We start from the raw sequence: 24,301 nt of genomic DNA, 5'->3' as shown, positions 1-24,301 counted from the left end.
CCGGTCACGAAACCCATCCCCACCGCGCGGTGCGGACGTCGGACTCCGGCTCACGCCGCAGCCGCACCAGCAGATGCCGGTCGGTCAGATGCTCGACGATTCCCTCGCCCCACTCGACCACCACCACCGCGCCCGCGAGGTCGGTGTCCAGGTCGAGGGCGTCGAGTTCGTCGAACGTGGCGGACCGTTCGGCGCCGAGGCCGAGCCGGTACGCATCGACGTGCACCATCGCGACGGCCACGCCGCCGTCGGGCCTGCTGCCCGCGCGGTGCTCGCGGGCGATGATGAAGGTCGGGGAACTGACCCGGCCCTGCACGCCGAGACCCGCCGCGATGCCCCGCGCCAGCGCCGTCTTCCCCGCCCCGAGCGGCCCGTCCAGCACCACCAGGTCACCGGCGCCGAGTTCGACGGCCAGCCTCCGCCCGAACGCCTCGGTGTCCGCCACCGTCGGGAGGTGGATCACCGCCTGCTCGTGGTCAGCCACCAATGCTCTCCTTCGTTTCCAGGTCGTGTTCGGCGACCGCCCGGGTCACCAACCGGTCGATCGCGTCGGTCACCCGGATCGGGAACTCCAGTTGGACCAGGTGGCCGGCCGAGACCACCCGCACCAGCTCACAGTTCGGCAGTTCGTCGGCCATCGCCTGCGACTGGGCGAACGGGATCACCATGTCCGTGTCACCGCACAGCACCAGTGCTGGCAGACCGGCGATCACCGGCAGCGCCTCCGATTCGTCGTGCAGTTCCAGCGATTTGAGGAAGTTGACGATCGTCGTCACCGACGTCTCGTTCAGCATGCGCTCCGAGAACCGGGTCAGCGACGGGCTCACCTCGGTGCCGTACGACGACGCCCGCAGGATCGGGGAGATAATCGCGCGGGCGGCACCGCGCCCCACCTGGACGACACCCGGCGCGGTCCGCACCGCGAACCGGAACGCGTCGATCACCGGGTTCTGCAGGTTCCGGCTCAGGCCGGTCCGGTTCAGGCCCGCCGCCGCGGTCGCGAGCAGCCCAACCCCGATCACGTGCTCCCCGAACAATTCCGGCATCTGACGCGCCAGCGACAGGATCGTCATGCCGCCCATCGAATGGCCGACCAGCACCACCGGCCCGGTCGGTGCGACGGCCCGCAGCACCGCGTGCAGGTCGCGACCGAGCTGACCGATTGTGCACGACTCCGCGGTCGGGGTGCCGGAGCGGCCGTGACCGCGCTGGTCGTAGAACACCATCCGCACCGAGTCACCCCAGCGCTTCCGCAACTGCCGCCGTTGGAAATGCCAGGAGTCCATCCGCAGGCAGTATCCGTGCACGAACACCACGGTCAGCGGCGCGTCCACCGGGCCGACCTCCCGGATCGCGAGGGCGACGCCGTCATCGGCGACAACCAGGCTGCCGCGGTCGCTGTCGAGCAGCCCGAAGTCCTCGTCGGCGTGCCGGTCCCGACGGCGCCTGCTCGGCTCGGTCCGCTGCTGCGCCGCCCGCACCCCGGCCAGCGCCCCGACCGCGGCAGCGACCCCGGCACCGCCGATCGCACCGCGGCGACCGAACGGCATCACCCGCGAGTCCGGTCGCCGCCGATGTAGGTGCGCACCACCCGGCCGCGGACACCGGTCACCACCTCGTAGTGGATGGTGTCGAGGCGGTCGGCCCAGTCCTGCGCGACCGGCTCGCCATCGGCCCCGCTGCCGAAGAGGATCGCGGTGTCCCCCTCCGCGACGGAACCGGGGTCGGGCCCGAGGTCGACGACGACCTGATCCATGCACACCCGCCCGATCTGAGGGAACCGTCGGTCCCCGATCTGGACCTCGAACCGTCCGCCGAGCGCCCGCGGAACACCGTCCGCATAGCCGACCGGCAGCAGTGCGACGGTGGTGTCGTGCGGCGCGATCCAGGTGTGCCCGTAGGACACCCCGCCGCCCGCCGCAACCTTCTTGACCAGGGCAACCCTGGCGCGCAGCGTCATCGCCGGGCGCAGCCCGAAGCCGCCGAGTTCCGGGACCGGCGACAACCCGTACAGCGCGATACCGGGCCGAACCATGTCGAACCGCAGGTCGGGCCGGGTCAGCGTCGCCGCGGAGTTCGCCAGGTGCACCCGGTCCGGAGCCAGCCCGAGCCGCGTCGCCCGCTCGACCGCGTCGCGCAGCACCAGCGACTGCTCGTCGATGACCGGGTGATGGGGCTGGTCGGCGTGTGCGAGGTGGGAGAACACTCCCCCGAGCCGCACCGCGCCCTCCGCCGTGGCCCGCGCGAGTCCGTCGAGCAGGTCGTCGAGTTCGGTCGGCGAGACGCCGTTGCGGTTCAACCCGGTGTCCACCTTCACCGACACCGCCGCGGTGGCCCCGACCTGGCGTGCCGCGGCGACCACCGCGGCGAGGTGGCGGGGCGAGGACACGGCGAGTTCGACGTCGGCGGCGATCGCGGCGCGGAAGTCGGTGTCCGCGGTGTGCAGCCACGACAGCACCGGAGCGGTGATCCCGGCGGCGCGCAGGGCGAGCGCCTCCCCGACGGTGGTGACGCCCAGGTCGGAGGCGCCCGCGTCGAGCGCTGCTCGGGCGACGGCAACGGCCCCGTGGTTGTAGGCGTCGGCCTTGACCACCGCCATCACGGCGCCGTCCCCCGCGTGTTCCTTGAGCACCCTCGTGTTGTGCGCGATCGCGTCGAGGTCGATCAGCGCCTCCGCCTGGGGTGCCGGTGCCTGCGGCGCGGGTCCGGACAAATCGGCGCCCGCCGGGGGGACGGGCGCCGTACGGTCACTGTTCGCGGTGATGGTCATGATCCCCCAATCCTGCCACCACCTGCCCTTATGCCCAATGACCCCGCTCACTCGGTGCGGTCAGGACCCGGCGTCCGATGCGGCCCGCAGAATCCGGATCGCGGATCTGACCTGCGTCAACAGCGCACCCGCTGAGATCGGTGCCGCCGTCGCCGACCCCGCACCCGCCGCGAGTGCCGCCGCAAGCGAGTGTGCCCGCGCACCCATCGCCGCGGCGCCGGACGGGTCGAGGCCGGTGGACAGCAGGGCGCCGATCAGCCCGGCCAGCACGTCCCCGGATCCGGCGGTCGCCGCTGCGGACCCGCCCGCGTCGTTGACCAGCACCGCGCCCCCGGGTTCCGCGATCACCGTCGCGCGCCCCTTGAGCAGCACCGTCACCCCCCACCGGTCGGCGAGGTCGCGGGCACACCCGACCCGGTCGGCGCCGGGATCCACGCCGGTGAGCCGCGCGAACTCCCCGGCGTGCGGTGTCAGCAGGGTGGGGGCCGACCGGCCAGCGAGCAGTCCGGGATCCGCGGCGAGAACGGTCAGCCCGTCCGCGTCGATCAGTACCGGCAGGTCCGACTCGACCGCGCCCCGCACCACGGCCGTTGCGGAGGGACCGGTCCCGATCCCCGGCCCGACCACCCAGGCCTGCACCCTGCCCGCCGTGTCCAGCCGATCCGCGGCGACCACCTCTGGCCACGCCGAAATCACCTGTGGTGCCGCGGATCCCACGTAGCGCACCATGCCGGAGGTTGCCGCGACCGCGCCCCCACAGGACAGCACGGCGGCACCCGGGTAGCGCTCGCCGCCCGCGACGACCCCGACGACGCCCTGGCTGTATTTGTCGTCCGCCGCGCCGGGCAGCGGCCACCGAGCCCCCACCTCGGCTGGCGTCAGCGCGCGGATTCCGGCCGCCATCGGAGCCAATCCGATGTCGACCAGCTCCACCCGCCCGCACCGGGCGGCGGCAAGCACGTGCACCGGCTTCAACGCTCCGAACGCGACGGTCACCGACGCCGTCACCGCGGGCCCGGCCACCGCCCCGGTGTCCGGGTCCACGCCGCTGGGCAGGTCCACCGCAATAATCGGCGCGGTGATCGACGCGACCACCGACGCCGCGGCGGGGCGCAGCGGCCCGCGTCCGGAGATCCCGACGATCCCGTCGAGCACCAGGTCCGGATCGCCGAGGTCCGCGCCGATCCGGCCGCCCGCCGCGCGCAGTGCCGCGAGCCCCGGACCGTGCACCCGCGCGGGGTCGAGCAGCACCGCTCGCACCGCGACTCCCCGCCGCCGCAGCAGCGCACCCGCGAACAGCGCGTCCCCGCCGTTGTCCCCGGACCCGACGAGCAGCGTCACCGATCGCCCCGCGACACCCCCGGCGCGTGCCCGCAGTTCGGCGGCCGCGACACCGGCGAGCCCGTGCGCGGCGCGGCGCATCAGCGTGCCCTCGGGCAGCGCCGACAGCAGCGGCGCCTCGGCGGCCCTGACCTGCTCGGCGGTGTGAAATTCGCGCACCGAACCCCCTCCGGCACTCCGTGCCTGTGAGTCTTTTTGGCCCCGGTCGGGGCCAAAAAGACTCACAGGCGGCGGAGCCGCCTACTCGACGGTGACGGACTTTGCGAGGTTGCGGGGCTTGTCGACGTCGTAGCCGCGGGCGCGGGCGACCTCCGCCGCGAACACCTGCAGCGGGATCGTCGACAGCAGCGGCTGCAGCAGGGTCGGCGAGGCGGGAATCTCGATCAGGTGATCGGCGTGCGGCCGCACCATCTCGTCGCCCTCCTCGGCGATGACGATCGTGCGCGCACCGCGGGCCTTGATCTCCTGAATGTTGGAGACCAGCTTCGAGTGCAGCACGGCACGTCCCTTCGGGGACGGCATCACCACGATGACCGGCAGGCCCTCCTCGATCAGCGCGATCGGACCGTGCTTGAGCTCACCGGCGGCGAAGCCCTCGGCGTGCATGTATGCGAGCTCCTTGAGCTTGAGTGCACCCTCGAGCGCGACCGGGTAGCCCACGTGTCTGCCGAGGAACAGCACCGTCGATGCGTCCGCAAGCTCCCTCGCCAGCGCGCGCACCGGCTCGATCGTCTCGAGCACCCGCGTCACCAGCGCGGGCATCGACTCGAGCTCGGCGTACTCGCGCGCCACCTCATCCGGGTACTTGGTGCCGCGCGCCTGCGCGAGCGCGAGACCGACCAGATAGTTGGCCGTCACCTGGGCGAGGAACGCCTTCGTCGACGCGACGGCGATCTCCGGACCGGCCCGGGTGTAGAGGACGGCGTCGGCCTCACGGGGAATCTGGGCACCGTTGGTGTTGCAGATCGCCAGCACCCGGGCCTTCTGATCCTTGGCGTGCTTCACGGCCTCGAGGGTGTCGGCGGTCTCCCCCGACTGCGACACCGCGACGACGAGCGTCGACCGGTCCAGCACCGGGTCCCGGTACCGGAACTCGCTGGCGAGCTCGACCTCGACGGGCAGCCGGGTCCAGTGCTCGATCGCGTACTTGGCGAGCAGGCCGGAGTGGTAGGCGCTGCCGCAGGCGACGACGAAGACCTTGTCCACGTCCCGCAGTTCCTGATCGGACAGCCGCTGCTCGTCGAGGACGATCTTGCCGTCCTCGAAGTGCCCGAGCAGCGTGTCCGCGACGGCGGCGGGCTGCTCGGCGATCTCCTTGAGCATGAAGTAGTCGTGGCCGCCCTTCTCGGCGGCCTCGAGGTCCCAGTCGATCCGGAACGGACGCCCGGTGGCCTCGTTGCCGGCGAAGTCGGTGATCCGGTAGCCGTCGGCGGTGATCACCACGACCTGGTCCTGGCCGAGTTCGATCGCGTCGCGGGTGTGCTCGATGAACGCGGCGACGTCGGAGCCGACGAACATTTCGCCGTCACCGACACCGACGACCAGCGGCGTCGACCGGCGGGCCGCGATGATGGTGTCGGCGTGATCGGCGTGCGTGAAGACCAGCGTGAACGCGCCCTCGAGCCTGCGCAGCACCTGGTGTGCGCTTGCCACGAAGTCGCCTGCGGTCTCGCCCTCGGCGTAGGCCCGCGCGACGAGGTGCACGGCCACCTCGGAGTCGGTGTCGCTCTGCAGCTCGATCCCGGCGGCCTCCAGCTCCTGACGGAGCGGGGTGAAGTTCTCGATGATGCCGTTGTGCACGACGGCCAGCTTGCCGTCCGCGTCCCGGTGCGGGTGGGCGTTGCGGTCGGTGGGGCGGCCGTGCGTTGCCCACCGCGTATGCCCGATTCCGGTGCTGCCCGCGAAGCGGTCGGCGCCGACCTCCGCCAGCTCGGCCGTCAGATTGGCAAGCTTGCCCGCCTTGCGTTCGACCGCAAGCCCACCCGCTCCGTCCAGGACCGCGATCCCGGCGGAGTCGTAGCCGCGGTATTCCATTCGGCGCAGCGCCTCCACCACGACGCCAAGGGCAGGGCGGTGGCCGACGTATCCCACGATTCCGCACATGGTGCCCAAGCCTACTGGGCGCGCCACCCCCAGGTCAGCGCGGACCCGTGGGATCCGACCCGGCGTCGTCGCAGTCCGCGAGGAACGCGGCGAACGCGGGCCACATGGTGTCCCTGGCGCTGCGTCCGGTGAGCACACCGAGATGCCCGCCGGGGTACACGCCGTACCGCACGGTCGGGGCACCACCGAGCAGGTCGGTCAGGTGCCGAACAGCCTGTTTCGGGGCGAGTCCGTCGCCGCTGCCCGCGACGACCATCACCGGGACGTCGATCGCGTCCAGGTCCACCTGCCTGCCGCCGATCCGCATGTGCCCGGTCGCGAACTCGTTGGACCGCATCACGACGTGGTACAGCTGACCGAAGGTGCGTCCTGGGTAGGCGTACATGCTGTTCATGAACCGGTCGACGGCCTCGATCTGCTCGAGGTGGTCCCGATCGTCGAGGTTGGTGAGCACCGTCCACGGCCTGGTCAGGTACTTGTCCACGCTGGCGACCTTGAACCCGAGACTGGTCAGCGGGGCGGGCACCGTGCCGACAAGCCGGTAGAACGGGGTGACGGTGAGCGGCCCGAACAGCCGGTCCAGCGGGCGCAGCGTCGCGAACAGCGGCACCTGACGCAGGTCGAACGGGCTGGCGATCGGGGTCAGCGACCGCAGCGGCAGTTCCCGGTGCGCTGCGGCGGCGTACACGGCGAAGATCCCGCCGAGCGACCAGCCCGCGAGGTGGACATCCGACCCGCCCGCGTCGGCGCTGACCACCCGGACCGCGTCGGGAACGACGTCGTCGACCCAGTGCTCGAACCCGCGGCTGCGGTCCGCGAAGTTCACCGGACCGTAGTCGACGACGTACACGTCCCTTCCGGTGTCCCGGAGGTACTCGACGAAACTGCAGCCGCGCCGCAGATCGAACGCGATCGAGGTGGCCGCCAGCGGTGTGACGAGCAGCACCGGGGCACCGACCCCGGGGCCGTCGGCGGACCGGAACCGCCGGATTCTCCGGTCCGCGTTCTCGTCCACCACCTCGGAGTCGGTCGGTCGGAGATCCGCGAGGCCCCCGGATCCGATCCGGGCGCGGACGTTCGCCGCCGCCCGCGCCAGATCCCGCGGTACCGGAACCGGAATGCCAAACACCGTGAAAACTCCCTCGCCGTCCTGCCATGCCCGGCCGGGGCGCCGGGCGGCCTTCGAACATCCACCGCCCGTCGATCGGATACGGTCGTGCACGTGGCGCCGACTCCGAAGACCCTGGCCTCTCGTCTATCTAAGCGCGGACCGCACCGGGTGCTGCGCGGCGACCTCGCGTTGGCGGGTCTGCCCGGCGTGGTGTACACCCCGGCCGAGGGCTTCGCGTTGCCTGCCGTGGTGTTCGGCCACGGATGGATGACCGGGGTGGACCGCTATCGGGAGACCCTCACCCACCTGGCGTCGTGGGGCATCGTCGCCGCCGCCCCGGACACCCAGCGGTCCCCGGTGGCCTCCCACCTCGCGCTGGCCGCGGACCTGCGCGGCGCAGCCGACATCTGCACCGGCGTCCGGCTCGGCCAAGGGAAGATCTCGGTCGCCGCGGACCGGGTCGCCTTCGCCGGGCATGCGATGGGTGCCGGCGCGGCGGTGATCGCGGCAGCCGAGCACGGCTCGCCCGCGGTTGCGGCACTCTTCCCCGCACCGACCGCACCGGCGGCGGAGGCGTTCGCGGCCGAGCAGTCGGGACCCGCGCTGGTCCTCGCCGCGGCCGAGGACCTCGACTCGATGAACTGCAACGCCCGGTCCCTCGCCGCGGCCTGGGGCGGGCAGGCGATCCTGCGGGGAGTGGACAAGGCGTCCGGTGGTGGCCTCGCCGAGGGTCGGGCGCTGTTCGGCGCGCTCGGTCTCGGCCGGTCGCAGCGCGGCACCCAGCGGACCACGCGGGCCCTGCTCACCGGCTATCTGCTGTACCACCTGTCCGGCGACACCGACTACGCGCCGTTCGCGACGCCGGGTGTCGAGATTCCGCACACCACCCTGGTTCCCGACCTGGAGGAACCCGATCACACCAGCCAACTGCTGCGCGGCTGATCTGGAGGTTCATCCGCCGGCGCTGACCGTGGCGACGGCGCCGGATCCCGGTCCGCCCGGTCGGTGAGCGCGCGTTCCGCCCGGTCCACCGCGGCGGTCAGCAGCACGCGCAGGTCGTCAAGGCTCACAGCGGCCCCGCGTCGGCCAGTTCCGCCCCGCTGCGGTCGGCCGCGACCGCGGCGTGGGTCGGCGCCGCCGCACCCGACCGATCCCGCCGCGGCCCGAACGCGAGCGCATCGACGTCACCCGCCGCGACCGGCACCGGCTGCGGCGCGGCAGCGGCCGGCGGAGCAACGGGCGGCGCGGCAGCGGCCGGCGGAGCAACGGGCGGCGGCGCAGCAACGGGCGGAGCAGCAACGGGCGGCGGAGCAACGGGCGGCGGCGCAGCGACGTGCGGGGACTCGGCAGCACCGACGCTGGCGAGCGCCAGCTCCACCATCTCGCGCACCCCCTCGACGACGCGGTCGACGACGGTGAACAGCTCGGTCAGGGCGGCGATGGCCACGCAGGGGTGCGCTCCGTCCTCCGGATCGAGGTCGGCGGCCCGTCGCGCGAGGTCCGCCCGTGCCGCGTGCGCCTCCCGGATCAGCTCGGCGCCGGCGTCGAGGGTGTCCGCTGCCGCCGCGATCCGCGCGCAGTCCGCCCGTGCCGTGTCGAGGTGACGCCGGAGGACCGTGAGCGCCGCCTCGGCGGCGGGCCCGGTCCAGGCGGCGGTCACCCTGGCGACGGCCTGCTCCTGGGCGAGCAGATGCGCACGCAGAACCGCGGCGGTGGACCGGAGGATCTCCGCGTCGGCGTGCAGGGCATCCGGTTCGAGGCCCCGGTATCGCGGGTTCACCAGTCGAGCCGCCGGAACGCGGCCGCGGCAGCCACCTCCTGCGCGGCATACCGGTCGGCGGTCGATGTCAGCAGCGCCGCCGCGGCGGCGGTCCGTTGCGCCCAGGCCCGCGTCACGCCGGCCTGCCGACCGTCGCCGCAGGCCAGCGCGGTCTCCACCCGCTCGGCGAGCCGGGCGAGCTCCGCTGCCGAATCCGCGAACACGGCCGCCGCCGCGCGCACCGTTGCCTCGTCGAGCGTCAGCTCCCCGTCCACCTGCCCCACCCCGCTGCCGTATGAGGCCGCGCCCCTGCGCGCCCGACTACACCGTCACGGTGTCAGACGCACGGCAACCGGAACCGGTTCCCCCGAGTCCATTGACGGGGGCTCAGACGGCGGCGACCCGGTCCGCGAGACCGTCCGCGAGGGCACGCGCCACCTCGATCTCGGTGGCCTCGACCATCACCCGAACCAGCTGCTCGGTGCCGGACGGGCGCAGCAGCACCCGGCCGGTGTCGCCGAGTCGGCGTTCGGCGTCGGCGACCGCCTCGAGCACGGTCGGCGCGACCGCGACGGCGGCCTTGTCGGTGACCTTCACGTTGACCAGAACCTGCGGCAGGATCTGCATCACGGTCGCGAGGTCGGCCAGCGACGACCGGGTTTGCGCCATCCGGCTCATCAGCCGCAGACCGGTCAGGACGCCGTCACCGGTGGTCCCGAACCCGGGCAGCACGACGTGCCCGGACTGCTCGCCGCCGAGGCTGAACCGGCCCGCCCGCAGCTCCTCGAGGACGTAGCGGTCACCGACGGCGGTGGTGCGGACCTCGATGCCCGCCTCCCGCATCGCGATGTGCAGTCCGAGGTTGCTCATCACGGTCGCGACGAGCGTGTTGTCGACGAGCTCCCCCGCCTCGCGCATCGCGACGGCGAGAATCGACATGATCACGTCGCCGTCGATGACGGTGCCGGTCGCGTCGACCGCGAGGCAACGATCCGCGTCGCCGTCGTGGGCGAGGCCGAGGTCGGCGCCGTGCTCGAGCACGGCGGCCTGCAGGTCGGCGAGGTGGGTCGAGCCGCAGCCGTCGTTGATGTTGTATCCGTCTGGGGCGCTGTGGATCTCGATGACGGTGGCGCCCGCGGCGCGGTACGCGGCCGGGCCGACCGCGGATGCGGCGCCGTTCGCGCAGTCCACGACGACGGTGAGGCCGTCGAGGGCGTGTCCGACGGCCCCGGCGAGATGGTCCAGGTACCGCGACGCGGCGTCGCCCGCGGTGACGACCCGACCGATCGCGGCGCCAGTGGGCCGCGGGATCAGGTCATGGTCGGTGAGCGCCGACTCGATACGGTCCTCGGACTCGTCATCAAGCTTGTGACCGCCCGCCGCGAAGATCTTGATGCCGTTGTCGGGCATGGGGTTGTGCGAGGCGGAGATCATCACCCCGAGCGCGGCGCCGTGGACACCGGTGAGGTAGGCGACGGCCGGGGTGGGCAGCACCCCGACGTCGATCACGTCAACACCGGCGGCGCAGAGTCCTGCGGTGACGGCGGCGGCGAGCATCTCACCGCTGGCGCGGGGGTCGCGGCCGACGACCGCGGTCGGCCGGGCGGCGCCCCGCTCGGACAGTGCCAGCACCGAGGCCGCCGCCCCGGCGATCCGCAACGCCAGTTCCGCGTCGAGGTCTGCGTTCGCCAGCCCCCGCACCCCGTCCGTACCGAACATCCGACCCATGAATTCAGACCCCTTGCCGTTCGTGCGGATTCCCGCAGGTTGGTGCACTTCTACGCCAAGAGCAGGCGTCCGGTGGTGCTGGACGCCTGCTCTCGGGTGAACAGGTCCCGATGCCCGCCGCGAAGCGGGCATCGGTGCCGCATCAGCGCTTCGAGTACTGCGAAGCCTTGCGGGCCTTCTTCAGGCCGTACTTCTTGCGCTCGACGGCGCGGGCGTCACGGGTGAGGAAGCCTGCGCTCTTGAGCGCGGGGCGATCCTCGGGGGTGACCTCGATCAGGGCGCGGGCGATCGCAAGACGCAGGGCGCCTGCCTGACCGGACGGGCCGCCACCGTGCAGCAGCGCGGTGATGTCGAAGGACTCGGTCCGCTCGACGGTGACCAGCGGAGCCTTGATCAGCTGCTGGTGCACCTTGTTCGGGAAGTAGTCCTCGATGGTGCGGCCGTTGAGCTTGAACTCACCGGTGCCGGGGGTCAGCCGGACGCGGACGACGGCCTCCTTGCGGCGGCCGACGGTCTGGATCGGGCGGTCGATGTAGATCGGGGCCGCCGGGGCGACGGACTCCTCGACCACGTACTCCTCGACGACCTCGGGCTCGGCGGCGAACTCCTCGACGACGACCTCGGCGGTCTCGACCTCGGGGGTCTCGTTCTGCTCGGTCACTGTGCCACCTGCTTGATCTCGAACGGAACCGGCTGCTGCGCGGCGTGGGGGTGATTCGGGCCTGCGTAGACCTTCAGCTTGCCAGCGATGGCGCGGCCCAGCTTGTTCTTCGGGATCATGCCGACGATGGCCTTCTCCACCAGACGATCGGGGTTCTTCTCGAGCACCTCACCGACCGAGCGGGACTTGAGTCCACCCGGGTGGCCGGAGTGGTGGTGCAGGAACTTGTCCGTGCGCTTGTTGCCGGAGATGGCGACCTTGTCGGCGTTGATGATGACGACGAAATCGCCGCCGTCAACGTTGGGGGCAAAGGTGGGCTTGTGCTTGCCGCGCAGCAGGGTCGCTGCCTGGACGGCAAGGCGGCCGAGCACCACGTCGGTGGCGTCGATGACGTACCACTGTCGGGTCACGTCACCCGCCTTCGGGGCGTAGGTAGACACAGCTACTTCCTCGTCATGTCGTATAACTGCTGGCCAGCGGGCACGGTCCGGATTCGTTCCCGGCGGCCAGTGGAGACCCAGGAACCCGCGCTACGAACGCACATCGACCACCGGAGTGTCCCGAGTATGCGCGTCGTACCGTACGCCAGCAGATGACCTTACCGCCCAGGTCAGGAGCGGGTCAAAGTGGGGTGGGCCTCACGGCGAGGTGCGGTCGAGGCGACCACGCGCCTCGGCCCGCAGTTTCAACAGGTAGAACCCCGCCAGCGAGGCGACAACGAGCCACAGCACCGCGACCACGACGTCGAGGGTCCAGATGCCGATGGCGGCGCCGACCAGCCCGGCCAGAAACACGCAGGTGCCGACGATCTTTCTGGCCAGGACCTTGTTCGTGGGCGGAGGGACTGCCGTCATCGAGAACACCTACCCGAGCCGAATGTGACGCACGCACGCGCGCGAAGGTCGCCATCACGTTAGCGTCGGTCACGGCTCCGGCGCGGGAGGCGCGCCGTTTCCCGTTCATTCCCGGCGTGTCGGCGGGCAACGGTCAGATGACCACGCCGACGTCGGCGGCCACCAGGTTGTCCATGGCCCGTTCCGCGACCGCCGCGATCGTCATCGACGGATTGCACGCGCCTGCGGTGCCGGGGATCAGGGCGCCGTCGAGTACATACAGGCCCCGCTGCCCGTGGACCCGGCCGTCGAGGTCGCAGACCGGACCCATGTTCGCGCCGCCGAGCGGATGCCAGGTGGACGGGAACAGCGCGTTGGTGTCGGTGAGCAGGCTGCCCGGTCCGGCGATCCGGTGCGCGGTCGGGCCGATCGCGCCGTTCTGGATGACGGCGTCGCCCTCCTTCGGCCAGTGCAGCGTCGCCTCGTCCCGCACCGAGTCGTAGGTGAACCGGCCGCGCCCCTCGCTGACCCCGAACCCGACCATCATCGTGCTGCGCACGTCCATCGCGACCGACGGGATCGACGCCTGAACGACGGTATGCGCGCGGGCGGGGTCGCCCCAGTTGAGGCTGCCGTAGACGACCGGACCGCCCTGCGCGGTGCCGAACTCCCGTTCCGGGTTGGTCCACACGTAGATCCGGTCGGCGTTGGTGCCCCAGCCTGCTCCGAGGTCGTCCGGCAGGTCGCGGATGCCTCCGGTGGCCGCGGCCCGCACCAGCAGCTTGGTGGTGTTCAGGCTGCCCGCCGCCATGATCACGGCGTCGGCGGTCAGGATCTTGTTCTCGAGAACCGTTCCTGCGGTATCGATCCGGTTGACGCGGACCCGCCATCGACCGTCCCCGGCGCGCTCGATGGCGGTGACCTCGTGGAGCACCTCGACGGCGACACGACCGGTCGCCTCCGCTGCGGCGAGGTAGGTGACGTCGACGGAGTTCTTGCCGCCGTTGTTGACGCCGAGGGCCCCCGACCCGTCGGTGTACGAGGGCGCCATCTCGCCGCGCAGCTCGGCGAGCGCGAAGCCCCAGTCGATCGGCATCGGGATCTTCGACAGCGGCAATCCGGCCCGGGTGACGTGCTCGGCGAACACGCGGGGTGCGAGGTACGCGTCGCTGGCGACGAGCTCGTCGGGGGCGGTCGCGAGGCGGAGCATCGCCGCAACCCGCGGATAGTGCACCCGGTTCATCAGCCGCCAGTCGAGCTCGTTCGGGAAGAACCGGTTGAACACGGCCTCGGACGGCTGCAGCGACATCCCCTGGTAGACCAGCGATCCGCCGCCGACACCTGCCGCGCACAGCGCGGTCATGTTCGCCCCGGCGACCGCCTCGACGAGGCCGGTGTAGGGGTCGAAGACCGCGGGCCTGCCGAACAGCTGCGGGGCCGACCGGTACCAGAGCACCCGCTTGTCGGGGGCCGTGGGATTCGGGAACGTCGTGGCGTTCGGGCCGGTGGGCCACCGGATTCCGCGCTCGAGCACCAGCACCGGCACGCCGGCCTCGGCAAGGCGAAGCGCGGCAACCCCGCCGCCGAATCCGGAGCCGATCACCACGACCCGGTGCTCCTCCTTGGCGAGCGGCACCCGGCGTACCTGCGCACCGATTCCGGTCTCTGCGCGCGCTGTCGTTGCGGCTGCGAACGCCAATCCCGTTGCGGCCGTTGCGGAAAGGAAGGAACGACGAGTGAACCCGGACACAGAGCTACCCCCAGCTGCGAACGACGAGTGACCGCCCGATGTCGTCGGTCCGCGTTCCGCAGCCACCCACCGGGACGGCTCAAACTAGACAGTTCTCCGCTGAAGTGTCAAGAAGCGCTGGGGGAGGTGAGCGCCGGTTCGATCCATCGGGTGAGGAAGGCCCGCAGTTCGGCGTCGGTGCGCAGCGACCCGTCATCGAAGCACACCGACGTCAGGCCGAGGTGGACGGCGATCTCCACGATGTCCTCGAAGCGGGCCGAGACCTCGGGGAACAGGTCGACGAGCGGCTCAAGGAGTCCGCGGGCAACGTCCCTCGCGCGGCTGATCGCGCCCGTGTCGAACAGCGGGTTGCCTGCCTCGGACCGCAGCAGCGTGATCAGAACGGGGTCGGCGCGGACCGCGCGCCTGCTGTCGACGATCAACCCGACCACGTACTCGCACGGGGTCCGTGACGACGCCAGGTCACGCTGGATGCCCCGGGCCACCTCGGTCAGGTGCCCCGCCATCGCCTGCGACACCAGGCTCTCGCGGGAGCCGAAGATGGTGTAGACGGTCTGCCGGGTGACCCCCGCGGCCGCCGCGACGGACGCGATGGAGACGCCACCAAAACCGTCACTGCCGATCAGCGTCAGCGTGGCGTCCAGGATCTTCGTTCGCGACCGCATCGCGCCATTATCACCCGACTCCCGCAGGCGCACCCGGGAACACACCGCGGCCCCGCCGACCGGAGGGGTCTGCGGGGCCGCGGTGCGAGGGGGAAATGCGTGGCTCTACTTGGTGATCTCGACCATCTCGTGGTCTGCGACGACACCGGCGAGCACCCGGAGGTGATCGTCGGCACTGCCGAGGGTGTGGCCGATCGCGGTCAGCCGGGACACGTAGTGCCCGACCGGGTATTCGGCTGTCATGCCGATGCCGCCGTGCATCTGGATCGCCTCGAGGCCGATGTGCCGTGCGGCGCGGCCGATCTGCAGCTTGGCACGGGACGCGACGATCGGATCGACGATGCCGTCGGCGAGGTTCATCGTCGCGTACAGGCTCATGCTGGACGCGAGTTCGAGCTCGACGTACATGTCGGCGGCCCGCTGGGTCAGCGCCTGGAACTTCGACAGCGTGACACCGAACTGCTTGCGCTGCTTGAGGTAGTCGGTGGTCAGCCGCAGCGTCTCCGCCATCGCGCCGACCGCCTCGGCGCACAGCGCGGCCTGCGCGCGGACCTGTGCGGCGATGATCGCGGCGGACGCGTCGCCACCCTCACCGAGCTGCTCCGCGGGGGCGTCCGCGAGTTCGATCTGCGCTGCCCGCAGCTCGTCGTGGGTGGCGTAGGGCTTCCGGGTGACGCCTGCCGCGTCGGCGGCGACGAGGAACAGTCCGGTGCCGCCGTCGGGCAGCAGGGCGCTCACCACGAGGGTGTCGGCGCAGTCGCCGTGCAGCACAGGATTTTTCGTGCCGGTCAGGGTCCATCCTTCCCCGGACGCGGTTGCGGCGGTGGCAACGACCTGGGTCGGCCAGCGGCTGCCCGGCTCGTCGTGCGCGAACGCGAGCAGCGTTGCGCCCTCGACCAACGCGGGAAGCAGCGTCGCGCGCTGAGCGGCGGTGCCGACCTCGGCGACCAGGCCGCCGGGGATGAGGACGCCGTCGAGGAAGGGTTCCGGGGCGAGCGCCCTGCCGATCTCGTTCATCACGGTCATCGTCTCGACCGGTCCGGCGCCCATGCCGCCGTCCTCCTCCGAGAACGGCAGACCGAGCAGGCCGATCTCGGCGAGCTTGCCCCACACCTCGTCGCTCCAGCCCTTGCCGTCGGCGGTCACGGCGTTGCGCTTCTCGGCGTCGTAGCTGCGGCTCAGCAGCTCACGGGTGGTGTCCCGCAGCATGATCTGTTCGTCATTGAGTTCGAAATCCATGGCTGCCACTCACAATCCGAGAATCGAGGACGAGATGATGTTGCGCTGAACCTCACTCGATCCGCTGTAGATCGAGACCTTGCGGTAGTTCAAGAAGAGCGGCGCGCTGCGCTGCGCCCATGCCGGGGACGCGATGTCGTCGCCCGCCTCGAACGCCAGTGAGTCGGGTCCAGCGACGTCCATCAGGATCTCGGTCGCGGCCTGCTGCAGCTCCGAGCCCCGCAGCTTCAGCAGCGACGACGCCGGGTTCGGCTTGCCGTCGGCCGAGCTCGCGACGACCCGCAGCTGGGTCAGTTCGAGCGCGACGAGCTGGTTCTCGAGTTCGGCGATGCGGGCCGCGAACAGCGGATCCTCGAGGAGCGTGCCGTCACCGACCCGGGTCTCGGCGGCGTACTTCTTGGCCTTCGCGATCTTGGCCTTGGTTGCACCGGTGCGGGTGACGCCGGTGCGCTCGTTGCCGAGCAGGAACTTGGCGTAGGACCAGCCCGCGTTCTCGTCGCCGACGAGGTTCTCGGCGGGGACGCGCACGTCCTCGAACCACACCTCGTTGACCTCGTAGCCGCCGTCGATCAGCTTGATCGGCCGGACCGTGATGCCCGGCGTCGTCATGTCGATGAGCAGGAACGAGATGCCCTGCTGCCGCTTCGGTGCGTCCGGGTTGGTGCGCACGAGGCAGAAGATCCAGTCGGCGTGCTGGCCGAGCGTCGTCCAGGTCTTCTGCCCGTTGACGATCCAGCTGTCGCCGTCGCGGACGGCGCGGGTCTTCAGGGAGGCCAGGTCGGAACCCGACTCGGGCTCGGAAAAGCCCTGACACCACCAGATGTCGAGATTCGCGGTGCCGGGGAGGAACTTCTCCTTCTGCTCCGGCGAGCCGAACGCGGCGATGACCGGGCCGACCATGTCGGCGTTGAACGCGAGCGGGTCCGGCACGGATGCGAGCTGCATCTCGTCGCGGTAGATGTGCAGCTGCACCGGGGTCCAGTTCTTGCCGCCCCATTCCGCGGGCCAGTGCGGCACGGCAAGACCGTTGGCGTCGAGAATCTTTTGGGTGGTGACGAAGTCCTCGCGGGTCAGCTCCCCGCCCGCGGCGGCGCGCTCACGGATCTCGGCGGGGATCTGCGTGCTGAAGAAGGTGCGCAGCTCGTCACGGAACGTCAGTTCCTCGTCGGTGAGTTTCAGATTCATGGCGTGCTTTCTGTGTCGGGTCGAGGGACAGCGCCCCGCAAATCTAAGCGGCCGCTCATTATCTAAGCGCATGCTTATACTCACCGCGTGACCGGTCATTGTCAAGGACGACAGGCGGAACGGAGGTGCCGGTGAGCGAGACCGACGCGAGGGACCCGAACGCGATGAACCTCACGACCCCCAACACCGTGGTGAGCACGTCGAAGGCGGCGGCCCGAATCCGCGCCGCCGCGGCCGAAGCGTTCGCCGCGAACGGCTACGGCGGCACCACCACCCGCGACATCGCGGCCCGGCTCGGGCTCTCCCCCGCCGCGATGTACCCGCACTACCGGTCGAAGGAGGAGTTGCTCTTCGCGATCAGCTACGAGGGCCACCTCAAGTGTGTGGAACTGCTCACCGAGGCCGACCCGACCGACGCGACACCGACGGTCCGGCTGGCGTCGGTGGTGCGCAGGTTCGCCGGGTGGCAGGCGCTCCACCACACCCGGGGCATGGTCGTGCAGTATGAATTGACCGCGCTCTCACCCGAGCACTACCGCGAGATCCTCGGACTGCGCCGCGACATCAGCGGCATCATCGACCGGATCATCGGTGCGGGAGTGCAGGACGGCTCGTTCGTGGTCCCGGACGCCGCTGGGGTGAACCTCGCGATCAACTCGCTCTGCGTTGACGTGTGCCGCTGGTTCCCCGGCGGCGGATTCACCGACCCGGACGCGGTCGCGGATTTGTACGCCGAGCTCGCACTGCGGCTGGTCGGCGCCCGCGACTGAGCACGACCGCTCAGCGCGCCCGGGTCTGTAACGCCAGGATGTCGCCGTGCAGCAGTGCCTGATATCCGACCATCACCTCGTCGACGCCGCCGATCTGGTCACCGACGTGATGAGTGTTCTCGGTGGACAGCTCCCGGTCGCCGGCCCGCGCGATCAGCTCGTCGATCCGGGTGTCGAGGCTCATCGTCCGCTGCACCGCGGCCATCGACCGCAGCTGCCCCTCCGCCTCACCGAGCAGATCGCCGATCCGGGCCAACGCGGCGACCCGCTCAACGAGCTGGTCCCACACCTGGTCGAGCGCCCGCTGCCGCGACCTGATCTGGTCGCGGGCGGCATCGCCGTTCGCGTGCCGCAGCGCCTCGTCCAGTTCCCCGCCGATGCCGCGCAACGCGACCGCGTCGACCGCGATCTGGGTCAGCTCGTCTGCGAGGTCCAGCTGCGCCCGCTGCACCGCAAAGTAGTCGGACCGCCACGCCTCGGAGCCGTCGATCCGGTCGTACAGCGCACCGGCCAGGAACAGCAGCGCATCGAACCGGTCGACGAACCGGTCCGGCTGGCCGGCCCGCCCGCCGAGCGCCTCCGCCGCGCGCTGTCCCGCCGCCGCCAACGGCGTCCGCTCGACCAGTCCGGCAAGCCGCTCCGCCGCCACCGTCACCGCGGCGGCCGTCGCCTGATCCATCCGGTGTTCGGGCATCGGGACCGGTGTGCGGGCCAGCGCATCGAACAGGGCCTCCCGCTGCACCGGTTCCAGGTGCACGCCGTCCCGCCGGTCACGGCGGATGGTTCGGACCCCGTTCGCGTAATGCGCAGGCGCGTGCAGGAACTTCGCGCGGGCGCTCAGCAGGCGGCGTTCGACCTCGCTGGCCCGCGCCGCGGCGAGGACCTGCATGACGCCCGGGCGCATCGACCTGGCCTTCCGGTCGAGGTGGGCGTAATCGTCGGCGAGCATGCGCAGCGCACCGAAGCCGCCGAGGTCGGGCAGGGTGCGCCCGAGCCGCCGCCGGTTCGCGAGCACCGTGCGCGTGCCGTCGTCGAGATGGCCCGCCGCGATCAGGACCGCGGCGCCCGCGGTCAGGTCCCGACGGAAGCCGTCGACCCGCGCCTCCTCGCACCACCGCCGGACCTGCGCGGTGATCCGTTCCCGCCGCAACGCCGCGTCCATCGGGCCTCCCAGTATCGATACTCGCCGACTCCACTGTTCCAGAATTTCGACACCCACGTCAGGAGGGCAGACTGCGCCCGGCCCTCGGCGCCAGCACCATGTCGCAGCCGAGGACGTCGGCGACGGCCTCCAGCATGTCCAATTGCACGGTGCTGCGGCCCGATTCGATGGCCTGCACGCTGGAGCGGGACACCCCGGCGAGCGCGGCGAGCCGGGACTGTGTGAGCCCCAACTGCAGCCGCCGCGCGACGAATCCGTCCGCGATCGGCCCCGCCCGCGCCCGGTTGCTGCGCCGGGGACGCCCGCCAGACGACGGCGCGGTCGACTCGGATTCGGGCACCGCGCACCACCTCCTCCGCTGCCCGCGTGCAGTGTGCGCCTGCCCGCACCCGCTGTCCAGCGGTGCTAGCCTGCGGCGACCATGACTCACCTGGCACTGGTCCGACACGGCGAGACGTACTGGAACGCGCTGCGGCGCCTGCAGGGCTCGTCGGACATCCCGCTCAACGCCACCGGTCGCGCGCAGGCCGCCCGCGCAGGCTCCCTGCTGGCGGCAGGGCAGTGGGACGTCCTGGTCAGTTCCCCGCTGTCCCGGGCCGGGGAGACGGCCGACATCATCGGCACCCACCTGAACCTCACGCGGTCGGGCACCCACCCCGGACTGACCGAGCGACACTTCGGTGAGGCCGAGGGGATCACCGACTACGAGGCATGGGACCGCTGGCCGGACGGGAACTATCCAGGGATCGAACCCCGCGCCGACGTGACCCGCCGAGGACTGGCCGCGCTCGACGACCTCGCGGAACGCCACCCGGGCTCGGCGATCGTTGCGGTCAGCCACGGCGGCCTGATCCGTTCGGTCATCGGCGCGCTGCACGGATGGCCGGTGCCCCGAATCCCGAACGCAGCCATCACCGCTCTCCGGCACGACGGCGCGCGCTGGGCGGTTGTGACCGTCAACGGCCGCGAGGTCGACCCGGCCACTCCCGGCGAACCGCGCCCCCGTGTCGGGGACGCGGTCTCCGGCTGGACGGGGGATACCCTGAATCGATGACCGATCGATTCTCACGCAGCCGGACCATGACGACCGCGGGCACCTCGATCGTGGCGATGGTGTCGCTCGCGGGGGCCCTCGCGGGCTGCGCCACGAGCGCCGAACCCGCCGCGACCGCCGCATCGGCGGTGACCTCGACATCCGCCGCGGCACCGAGCACCCCGGTGCAGGAGTATCCCCCGGCGCGGGGCGGAGTTACCGAGCCGCGGGCCGCGGCGTCGGGGAACGCGTCCCTGTCGGTCACCGATGTGCGGGTCGGGTCGCACGACGGGTACGACCGCGTCGTCTACGAACTGCACGGCGAGGGCGAACCCGGGTGGAACGTCAGGTACGTCGACGCGGCGGTCCAGGACGGCAGCGGCCGGGAGGTGGACGTGGCGGGCCGCCAAATCCTGGAGGTGTCACTGACCGGCACCGGCTACCCGTTCGACACCGGCGTCGACGAGTACGCGGGGCCGAACCCGCTGCCGGGCGCCGGTGCGGTGTCCGAGGTGCGGGTCGCGACGGTATTCGAGGGTGTCACACAGACGTTCATCGGCCTCGACACCGACCAGCTCCCGGTGACGGTGTCCCGGCTGAGCAACCCGGAGCGGGTGGTCGTCGACTTCGCCCGCTGATCGGGCGCGGTCAGTACGGCGCCGGATCCGGGTCGGGTTCCGATGGTGCACGCGTGGGTGTGCCGCGGCATCCCGCGATGCGGGGCCGGAGGCCAGAGTCGTCCCAGGTGCCAGTCGCTCCGCCCGGGAGGGTGACGGCCGTTGCGCCGAGGGCGGAGAGCCACAGGAGGGCGTTGCCTCCGATACCCGGCCTGCCGAGCACGCTGACCCGCCACAGCCCGAGTGTCTTGAGTTGGTGGTGGAAGGCGCAGAGGCACTGCAGGTTCGACACGATGGTCCAGCCGCCGGCGCGCGGGGTGCGGGTGCGGTACTCGGTGATGTGGTCGAGTTGGCACTGCGCCGCGGGCCGCGCGCAGCCGGGGAACCGGCAGTGCCGGTCCCTGGCCCGCACGAGCGCGGCCGTCGCGGCGTCGGGCCGATAGGTCAGTGCGCCCGGCGGCGGACGCAGCAGGCCACCATGCCCGTCGGCGCGCCTACCGGTCGCGAGGGTCGGGTCGACCCGGACGGCAGCGAGGATGGCGTCCGCGATCGCGCCGACGCTCGGTGGGGGCGCGGGCGGCGCCGGGGGCCGGACCGGGTCGCAGGCAACCGGGCGAAACTCCTCCGGGCTCACCTGTCCGTTCACGGCTTTTCGCGGTTTTCAGGCGGTCAGTACGATCTCTTCTAGGCTGCGGCATCGGCGCATACTTCGTGCGCGAGAGCTGGCAGGCAAATTGCCGTTTGAAGCACCGCATTGGCGCGGAGTTTGCCTCACCTTCACAACGAGAAGAAGAGCCGACTGGCGCTTCATCGTGGACACCCTAGAGGACGGTGTCGCCCGAAAGCTGCGCCAGAGAAGCGGTCTACATGAACTACATCAAGGACATACATCGATCAGCTCAGGGGAACATGGTTTCGATCATACCGGCCCGCTCCGACAATCGGGCCACCATGCGCACATTCGTTCGAAGATAGTCGGGCCCACCCCGAAACGGCTGTGCCGGTGGGCAATACACCCACCGGCACAGCCTGTATCACGGTTGCGGTCAGACTCCCGCGATCGCCTCCAGCGGCTTCGTCCGGGCGGCGCGGCTGGCGGGCCACAGCGCGGCGAGGACGCCGACGACGCCGGAGCCGAGCAGCATCGCCACCACCTGACCCCACGGCACCGCGACGGTGCCGAGCCCCTCGTCGGCGAGGGTGCGGACGAAGCCCCACCCGAACGCGAGCCCGAGCAGCACGCCCACCGCGGCACCGAACACCGCGATCAGCACCGACTCGATGTAGATGGTGCGACGCACCTGCGGACGCTGCATGCCGACCGCCCGCAGCATGCCGATCTCCCTGCGCCGCTCGACCACCGACAGCGCGAGGGTGTTGACGATGCCGAGGATCGCGATCACCACCGCCAGCGCGAGCAGCCCGTACAGGACGGCGAGGAGGGTGTCGATCTGTTTGGCCTGCTCGCCCTTGAACTCGTCACGGTCCTTGACCTGCACCACCAGGAACGGGTCGCTGGCCTTCTCCAGGTCGCCGCGCAACGCGGCGACGTCGGTGCCCGGCGCCGCCTGCACGAGCACCGCCAGATCGGCGCGCATCGACGCGGGCACCAGCTGCTGATACACCGACTCGGAGGTGAACCAGTCGCCGAGCAGTTGGTTGTCGGCCAGAATGCCGCCGACCGGCGCGGTGACCTCGACGCCGTCCCGGTTGGTCATCGTGACCGGGGATCCGACGGTCCAGCCCTTCTCCGCGGCAAAGGACTCCGAGGCGACGACGGTATCGCCAGCGAGATCGGCGCTGCCGGAACGCAGTTCGTAGTCGATGACACCGTCGAGCTGTCCCCCGATGCCGGTACCGAACGTGTCCTCGTCGTCGATCTGCACCGGCATCAGGTGCAACGCAACGGCGGATTCGACGCCGGGCACCTTGGCGACGGCAGGAGCAACCCCGACCGGAACACCGATCTGCTGCGGACCGGTGAGGACGTAGTCGGCGGTGATGCCGGAGTCCACAAGCTCATCGATGCTCGCCTTCGCGGACGAGCCGAACACCCCGATCACCGTCACCAACATCAACCCGAGGGTCAACGCGAACGCGGTCGCCGCGGTGCGCCGCGGATTGCGGACCGCGTTGGTGCGGGCCAGCCTGCCGACCGCGCCGAACGGACGTGCCAGCGCAGCACCGAGCGCCCCGACCACCGGCCGGGACAGCGCAGGCGCGGCGAGCAGCACCGCGAGGATCAGGGCAGCGGCCCCCAACCCGACGGTCGCGGCCGCCCCGCCGCCGGTGCCCTGGGACCCGGCCACCAGCAACGCGATGCCGATCACCGCGATGATCGCCCCGACCAGCGTGCGGACCCGCAGCGTGTCGCCGGCAGCGGCGAACTCCTCCCGCATCGCGGCAACCGGCGGCGTGTTCGCCGCACGGCGGGCCGGTGCGTAGGCGCTGACGACGGTCACCAGGACGCCGATCACCAGCGCGACGACCACGGTCCGCGGCTCAAGTTGCAGCGGGCCGGACGGCAGTCCGACGTCGAAGGCGTTCAGCATGGACCGCAGCCCGTACGCGAGGGCGACGCCGGCGGCGATGCCGATCGCGCTGCCGAGCACCCCGACCACCAGCGCCTCGGTCACCACCGACCGACCGACCTGGCCGCGGCTCGCACCGATCGCCCGCAGCAGCGCCAGCTCCTTCAGCCGCTGCGCGACGATCATCGAGAACGTGTTGTAGATGATGAACGTGCCGACCAGCAACGCGATCGCACCGAAGGCGAGCAGGAAATAGTTGACGAACTTGAGCGCGGAGGTAACCTCCGCCTTCACGTCCTCGCGCACCTCGTCGCCGGTCTGCACCTTCGCATCCGGCAGCGCGGTCGCGACCTCGTCCCGCAACTGCTCCGGGCCTGCACTGCCGTCCCCGGCCACGTCGATGTAGTTCACGTGCGCGCCGTCGGTGAACAGCTCGGTGGCCTGGTCCGCGGTGAACAGGGCGCCGACGAATCCGCCGGTGTCCGTTGGCACGTCGTAGACGCCGGTCACGGTCGCGTCGAGGACGCCGTGCGCGGGGACCAGCACCTGGGTGGTGTCGCCGACCGACAGTCCGGCGCGCTCGGCACCGCCCTCGTTGAGCGCGATCTGGCCCGGCGCGGACGGCGGGGCACCGACGACGAAGGTCTCCGGTTCGCCGAGCGCCTGCTCGGGCGGAACGTAGGTCGAGCCGATGCTGGGCGCACCGCCGGTCTGGACCGGGGTCTTGTCGGCGCCGAGCAGCACCAGTTGCCCCTCGACGGCGGGCACGACCGTCCGCACACCGGGGAGCGACTCGATCGTGGCGATGTCCTCGAGCGGGACCCCGCTCGATCCGCGCTCGGGGCTCGACACCCGGACGTCGACGCCCTTCGCGGCGTCCTCGAACAGCCCGTTGAAGGTGCGCTGCAGGGTGTCGGTGAACACGAACGATCCGGTCACGAATGCGGTGCCGAGCACCACGGCGAGGACCGTGAGGACCAGGCGCACCTTGTGCGCGGCGAGGTTGCGCAGGGACACCCTGCGCATCGGGTTCTGTGCCATCG

24 protein-coding genes are annotated in these 24,301 nt (G+C 71.3%); 4 read left to right on the top strand and 20 right to left on the bottom strand.

The genetic code is table 11. The annotated features are described in order from the left end of the window. Positions 1-4: 4 nt before the first annotated feature. The 6 genes from tsaE to ACWF62_RS01015 form a co-directional block, all read right to left on the bottom strand. Entirely contained in the window at positions 5-484 is a 480-nt protein-coding gene (gene tsaE / locus ACWF62_RS01040; protein ID WP_378505926.1) for a tRNA (adenosine(37)-N6)-threonylcarbamoyltransferase complex ATPase subunit type 1 TsaE, read from the bottom strand. After that, entirely contained in the window at positions 477-1,550 is a 1,074-nt protein-coding gene (locus ACWF62_RS01035) for an alpha/beta fold hydrolase (RefSeq protein WP_378506056.1), read from the bottom strand. Before ACWF62_RS01035 ends, tsaE begins: the two co-directional genes overlap by 8 nt. Beyond that, on the bottom strand, positions 1,550-2,770 hold the full coding sequence (alr, locus tag ACWF62_RS01030; RefSeq protein ID WP_378505925.1) for an alanine racemase: 1,221 nt from the start codon (positions 2,768-2,770) through the stop codon (positions 1,550-1,552). The genes ACWF62_RS01035 and alr overlap by 1 nt, the downstream gene beginning before the upstream one ends. A gap of 60 nt (positions 2,771-2,830) precedes the next feature. Continuing rightward, positions 2,831-4,270, bottom strand: a complete 1,440-nt coding sequence (locus ACWF62_RS01025; protein ID WP_378569736.1) for an NAD(P)H-hydrate dehydratase — start codon at positions 4,268-4,270, stop codon at positions 2,831-2,833. Positions 4,271-4,351: 81 nt separating this feature from the next. Continuing rightward, complete coding sequence (gene glmS / locus ACWF62_RS01020) at positions 4,352-6,214, bottom strand: glutamine--fructose-6-phosphate transaminase (isomerizing) (RefSeq protein ID WP_378505923.1); 1,863 nt, start codon at positions 6,212-6,214, stop codon at positions 4,352-4,354. Positions 6,215-6,248: 34 nt separating this feature from the next. Continuing rightward, on the bottom strand, positions 6,249-7,343 hold the full coding sequence (locus tag ACWF62_RS01015) for an alpha/beta fold hydrolase (protein ID WP_452629240.1): 1,095 nt from the start codon (positions 7,341-7,343) through the stop codon (positions 6,249-6,251). A 93-nt stretch (positions 7,344-7,436) separates the two neighbouring features. Between ACWF62_RS01015 and ACWF62_RS01010 the strand changes: the two genes are divergently transcribed. Beyond that, the gene (locus ACWF62_RS01010) at positions 7,437-8,267 is read left to right on the top strand and encodes a dienelactone hydrolase family protein (protein ID WP_378505921.1); all 831 of its coding nucleotides are present in this window, start codon (positions 7,437-7,439) and stop codon (positions 8,265-8,267) included. 124 nt (positions 8,268-8,391) lie between these two features. Here ACWF62_RS01010 and ACWF62_RS01005 read toward each other — a convergent pair whose 3' ends face one another. The 10 genes from ACWF62_RS01005 to ACWF62_RS00960 all read right to left on the bottom strand — a co-directional run bounded on the left by ACWF62_RS01005 (position 8,392) and on the right by ACWF62_RS00960 (position 17,145). After that, the gene (locus ACWF62_RS01005) at positions 8,392-9,105 is read right to left on the bottom strand and encodes a hypothetical protein (RefSeq protein WP_452629239.1); all 714 of its coding nucleotides are present in this window, start codon (positions 9,103-9,105) and stop codon (positions 8,392-8,394) included. Further along, complete coding sequence (locus tag ACWF62_RS01000; RefSeq protein ID WP_452629238.1) at positions 9,102-9,359, bottom strand: hypothetical protein; 258 nt, start codon at positions 9,357-9,359, stop codon at positions 9,102-9,104. Before ACWF62_RS01000 ends, ACWF62_RS01005 begins: the two co-directional genes overlap by 4 nt. 112 nt (positions 9,360-9,471) lie before the next feature. After that, positions 9,472-10,812 (bottom strand): phosphoglucosamine mutase, encoded by a 1,341-nt coding sequence (glmM, locus tag ACWF62_RS00995; protein ID WP_378505918.1) that lies wholly within the window; start codon positions 10,810-10,812, stop codon positions 9,472-9,474. A 142-nt stretch (positions 10,813-10,954) separates the two neighbouring features. Further along, positions 10,955-11,473: a 30S ribosomal protein S9 gene (gene rpsI / locus ACWF62_RS00990; RefSeq protein WP_378505917.1), complete on the bottom strand. Its 519-nt coding sequence runs from the start codon at positions 11,471-11,473 to the stop codon at positions 10,955-10,957. Further along, positions 11,470-11,913 (bottom strand): 50S ribosomal protein L13, encoded by a 444-nt coding sequence (gene rplM / locus ACWF62_RS00985; protein WP_378505916.1) that lies wholly within the window; start codon positions 11,911-11,913, stop codon positions 11,470-11,472. Before rplM ends, rpsI begins: the two co-directional genes overlap by 4 nt. Positions 11,914-12,111: 198 nt before the next feature. Then, complete coding sequence (locus tag ACWF62_RS00980) at positions 12,112-12,327, bottom strand: hypothetical protein (RefSeq protein ID WP_452629237.1); 216 nt, start codon at positions 12,325-12,327, stop codon at positions 12,112-12,114. A gap of 133 nt (positions 12,328-12,460) precedes the next feature. Beyond that, positions 12,461-14,056, bottom strand: a complete 1,596-nt coding sequence (locus tag ACWF62_RS00975; RefSeq protein ID WP_452629236.1) for a GMC oxidoreductase — start codon at positions 14,054-14,056, stop codon at positions 12,461-12,463. Between the two features lie 107 nt (positions 14,057-14,163). Next, positions 14,164-14,721, bottom strand: a complete 558-nt coding sequence (locus ACWF62_RS00970) for a TetR/AcrR family transcriptional regulator (RefSeq protein ID WP_378569731.1) — start codon at positions 14,719-14,721, stop codon at positions 14,164-14,166. Positions 14,722-14,826: 105 nt separating this feature from the next. After that, a complete protein-coding gene (locus ACWF62_RS00965) occupies positions 14,827-15,960 on the bottom strand; it encodes an acyl-CoA dehydrogenase family protein (protein ID WP_378569780.1) in 1,134 nt (377 codons plus the stop codon). Between the two features lie 9 nt (positions 15,961-15,969). Continuing rightward, positions 15,970-17,145 (bottom strand): acyl-CoA dehydrogenase family protein, encoded by a 1,176-nt coding sequence (locus ACWF62_RS00960; RefSeq protein ID WP_378505912.1) that lies wholly within the window; start codon positions 17,143-17,145, stop codon positions 15,970-15,972. Positions 17,146-17,309: 164 nt separating this feature from the next. Here ACWF62_RS00960 and ACWF62_RS00955 point away from each other — a divergent pair, with 164 nt between their 5' ends. Further along, entirely contained in the window at positions 17,310-17,915 is a 606-nt protein-coding gene (locus ACWF62_RS00955) for a TetR/AcrR family transcriptional regulator (protein WP_378506054.1), read from the top strand. Positions 17,916-17,925: 10 nt separating this feature from the next. Here ACWF62_RS00955 and ACWF62_RS00950 read toward each other — a convergent pair whose 3' ends face one another. Continuing rightward, on the bottom strand, positions 17,926-19,077 hold the full coding sequence (locus tag ACWF62_RS00950) for a hypothetical protein (protein ID WP_452629235.1): 1,152 nt from the start codon (positions 19,075-19,077) through the stop codon (positions 17,926-17,928). Positions 19,078-19,135: 58 nt separating this feature from the next. Continuing rightward, positions 19,136-19,417 carry a helix-turn-helix transcriptional regulator gene (locus tag ACWF62_RS00945; RefSeq protein ID WP_378505910.1) on the bottom strand — a complete coding sequence of 94 codons (282 nt, stop codon included), beginning with the start codon at positions 19,415-19,417 and terminating at the stop codon, positions 19,136-19,138. Positions 19,418-19,498: 81 nt separating this feature from the next. On the opposite strand from ACWF62_RS00945, the gene ACWF62_RS00940 reads away from it, so the two are divergent. Both ACWF62_RS00940 and ACWF62_RS00935 read left to right on the top strand, forming a co-directional pair. Further along, positions 19,499-20,131 (top strand): histidine phosphatase family protein, encoded by a 633-nt coding sequence (locus ACWF62_RS00940; RefSeq protein ID WP_378505909.1) that lies wholly within the window; start codon positions 19,499-19,501, stop codon positions 20,129-20,131. A 26-nt stretch (positions 20,132-20,157) separates the two neighbouring features. Beyond that, complete coding sequence (locus ACWF62_RS00935; RefSeq protein WP_452629277.1) at positions 20,158-20,748, top strand: AMIN-like domain-containing (lipo)protein; 591 nt, start codon at positions 20,158-20,160, stop codon at positions 20,746-20,748. A 10-nt stretch (positions 20,749-20,758) separates the two neighbouring features. On the opposite strand, the gene ACWF62_RS00930 is transcribed toward ACWF62_RS00935, so the two are convergent. Both ACWF62_RS00930 and ACWF62_RS00925 read right to left on the bottom strand, forming a co-directional pair. Beyond that, positions 20,759-21,373 carry an HNH endonuclease signature motif containing protein gene (locus ACWF62_RS00930; protein WP_452629234.1) on the bottom strand — a complete coding sequence of 205 codons (615 nt, stop codon included), beginning with the start codon at positions 21,371-21,373 and terminating at the stop codon, positions 20,759-20,761. 400 nt (positions 21,374-21,773) lie between these two features. Further along, a complete protein-coding gene (locus tag ACWF62_RS00925) occupies positions 21,774-24,299 on the bottom strand; it encodes an ABC transporter permease (RefSeq protein WP_378505906.1) in 2,526 nt (841 codons plus the stop codon). Positions 24,300-24,301 lie beyond the last annotated feature (2 nt).

It is taken from the genome of Rhodococcus sp. NPDC054953, assembly GCF_053609225.1.
This window is presented reverse-complemented; position numbering and strand designations above follow the sequence as displayed.

Excerpts from the sequence above, each read along its gene's own strand:
- ACWF62_RS00980 (WP_452629237.1), bottom strand. The coding sequence starts at position 12,327 with ATGACGGCAGTCCCTCCGCCCACGAACAAGGTCCTGGCCAGAAAGATC.
- ACWF62_RS00960 (WP_378505912.1), bottom strand. The coding sequence starts at position 17,145 with ATGAATCTGAAACTCACCGACGAGGAACTGACGTTCCGTGACGAGCTG.
- ACWF62_RS00950 (WP_452629235.1), bottom strand. The coding sequence starts at position 19,077 with ATGGACGCGGCGTTGCGGCGGGAACGGATCACCGCGCAGGTCCGGCGG.
- ACWF62_RS00965 (WP_378569780.1), bottom strand. The coding sequence starts at position 15,960 with ATGGATTTCGAACTCAATGACGAACAGATCATGCTGCGGGACACCACC.
- ACWF62_RS00955 (WP_378506054.1), top strand. The coding sequence starts at position 17,310 with ATGAACCTCACGACCCCCAACACCGTGGTGAGCACGTCGAAGGCGGCG.
- ACWF62_RS00935 (WP_452629277.1), top strand. The coding sequence starts at position 20,158 with ATGACGACCGCGGGCACCTCGATCGTGGCGATGGTGTCGCTCGCGGGG.
- alr (WP_378505925.1), bottom strand. The coding sequence starts at position 2,770 with ATGACCATCACCGCGAACAGTGACCGTACGGCGCCCGTCCCCCCGGCG.
- glmS (WP_378505923.1), bottom strand. The coding sequence starts at position 6,214 with ATGTGCGGAATCGTGGGATACGTCGGCCACCGCCCTGCCCTTGGCGTC.
- ACWF62_RS01035 (WP_378506056.1), bottom strand. The coding sequence starts at position 1,550 with ATGCCGTTCGGTCGCCGCGGTGCGATCGGCGGTGCCGGGGTCGCTGCC.
- ACWF62_RS00970 (WP_378569731.1), bottom strand. The coding sequence starts at position 14,721 with ATGCGGTCGCGAACGAAGATCCTGGACGCCACGCTGACGCTGATCGGC.
- ACWF62_RS00925 (WP_378505906.1), bottom strand. The coding sequence starts at position 24,299 with ATGGCACAGAACCCGATGCGCAGGGTGTCCCTGCGCAACCTCGCCGCG.
- ACWF62_RS00940 (WP_378505909.1), top strand. The coding sequence starts at position 19,499 with ATGACTCACCTGGCACTGGTCCGACACGGCGAGACGTACTGGAACGCG.
- glmM (WP_378505918.1), bottom strand. The coding sequence starts at position 10,812 with ATGGGTCGGATGTTCGGTACGGACGGGGTGCGGGGGCTGGCGAACGCA.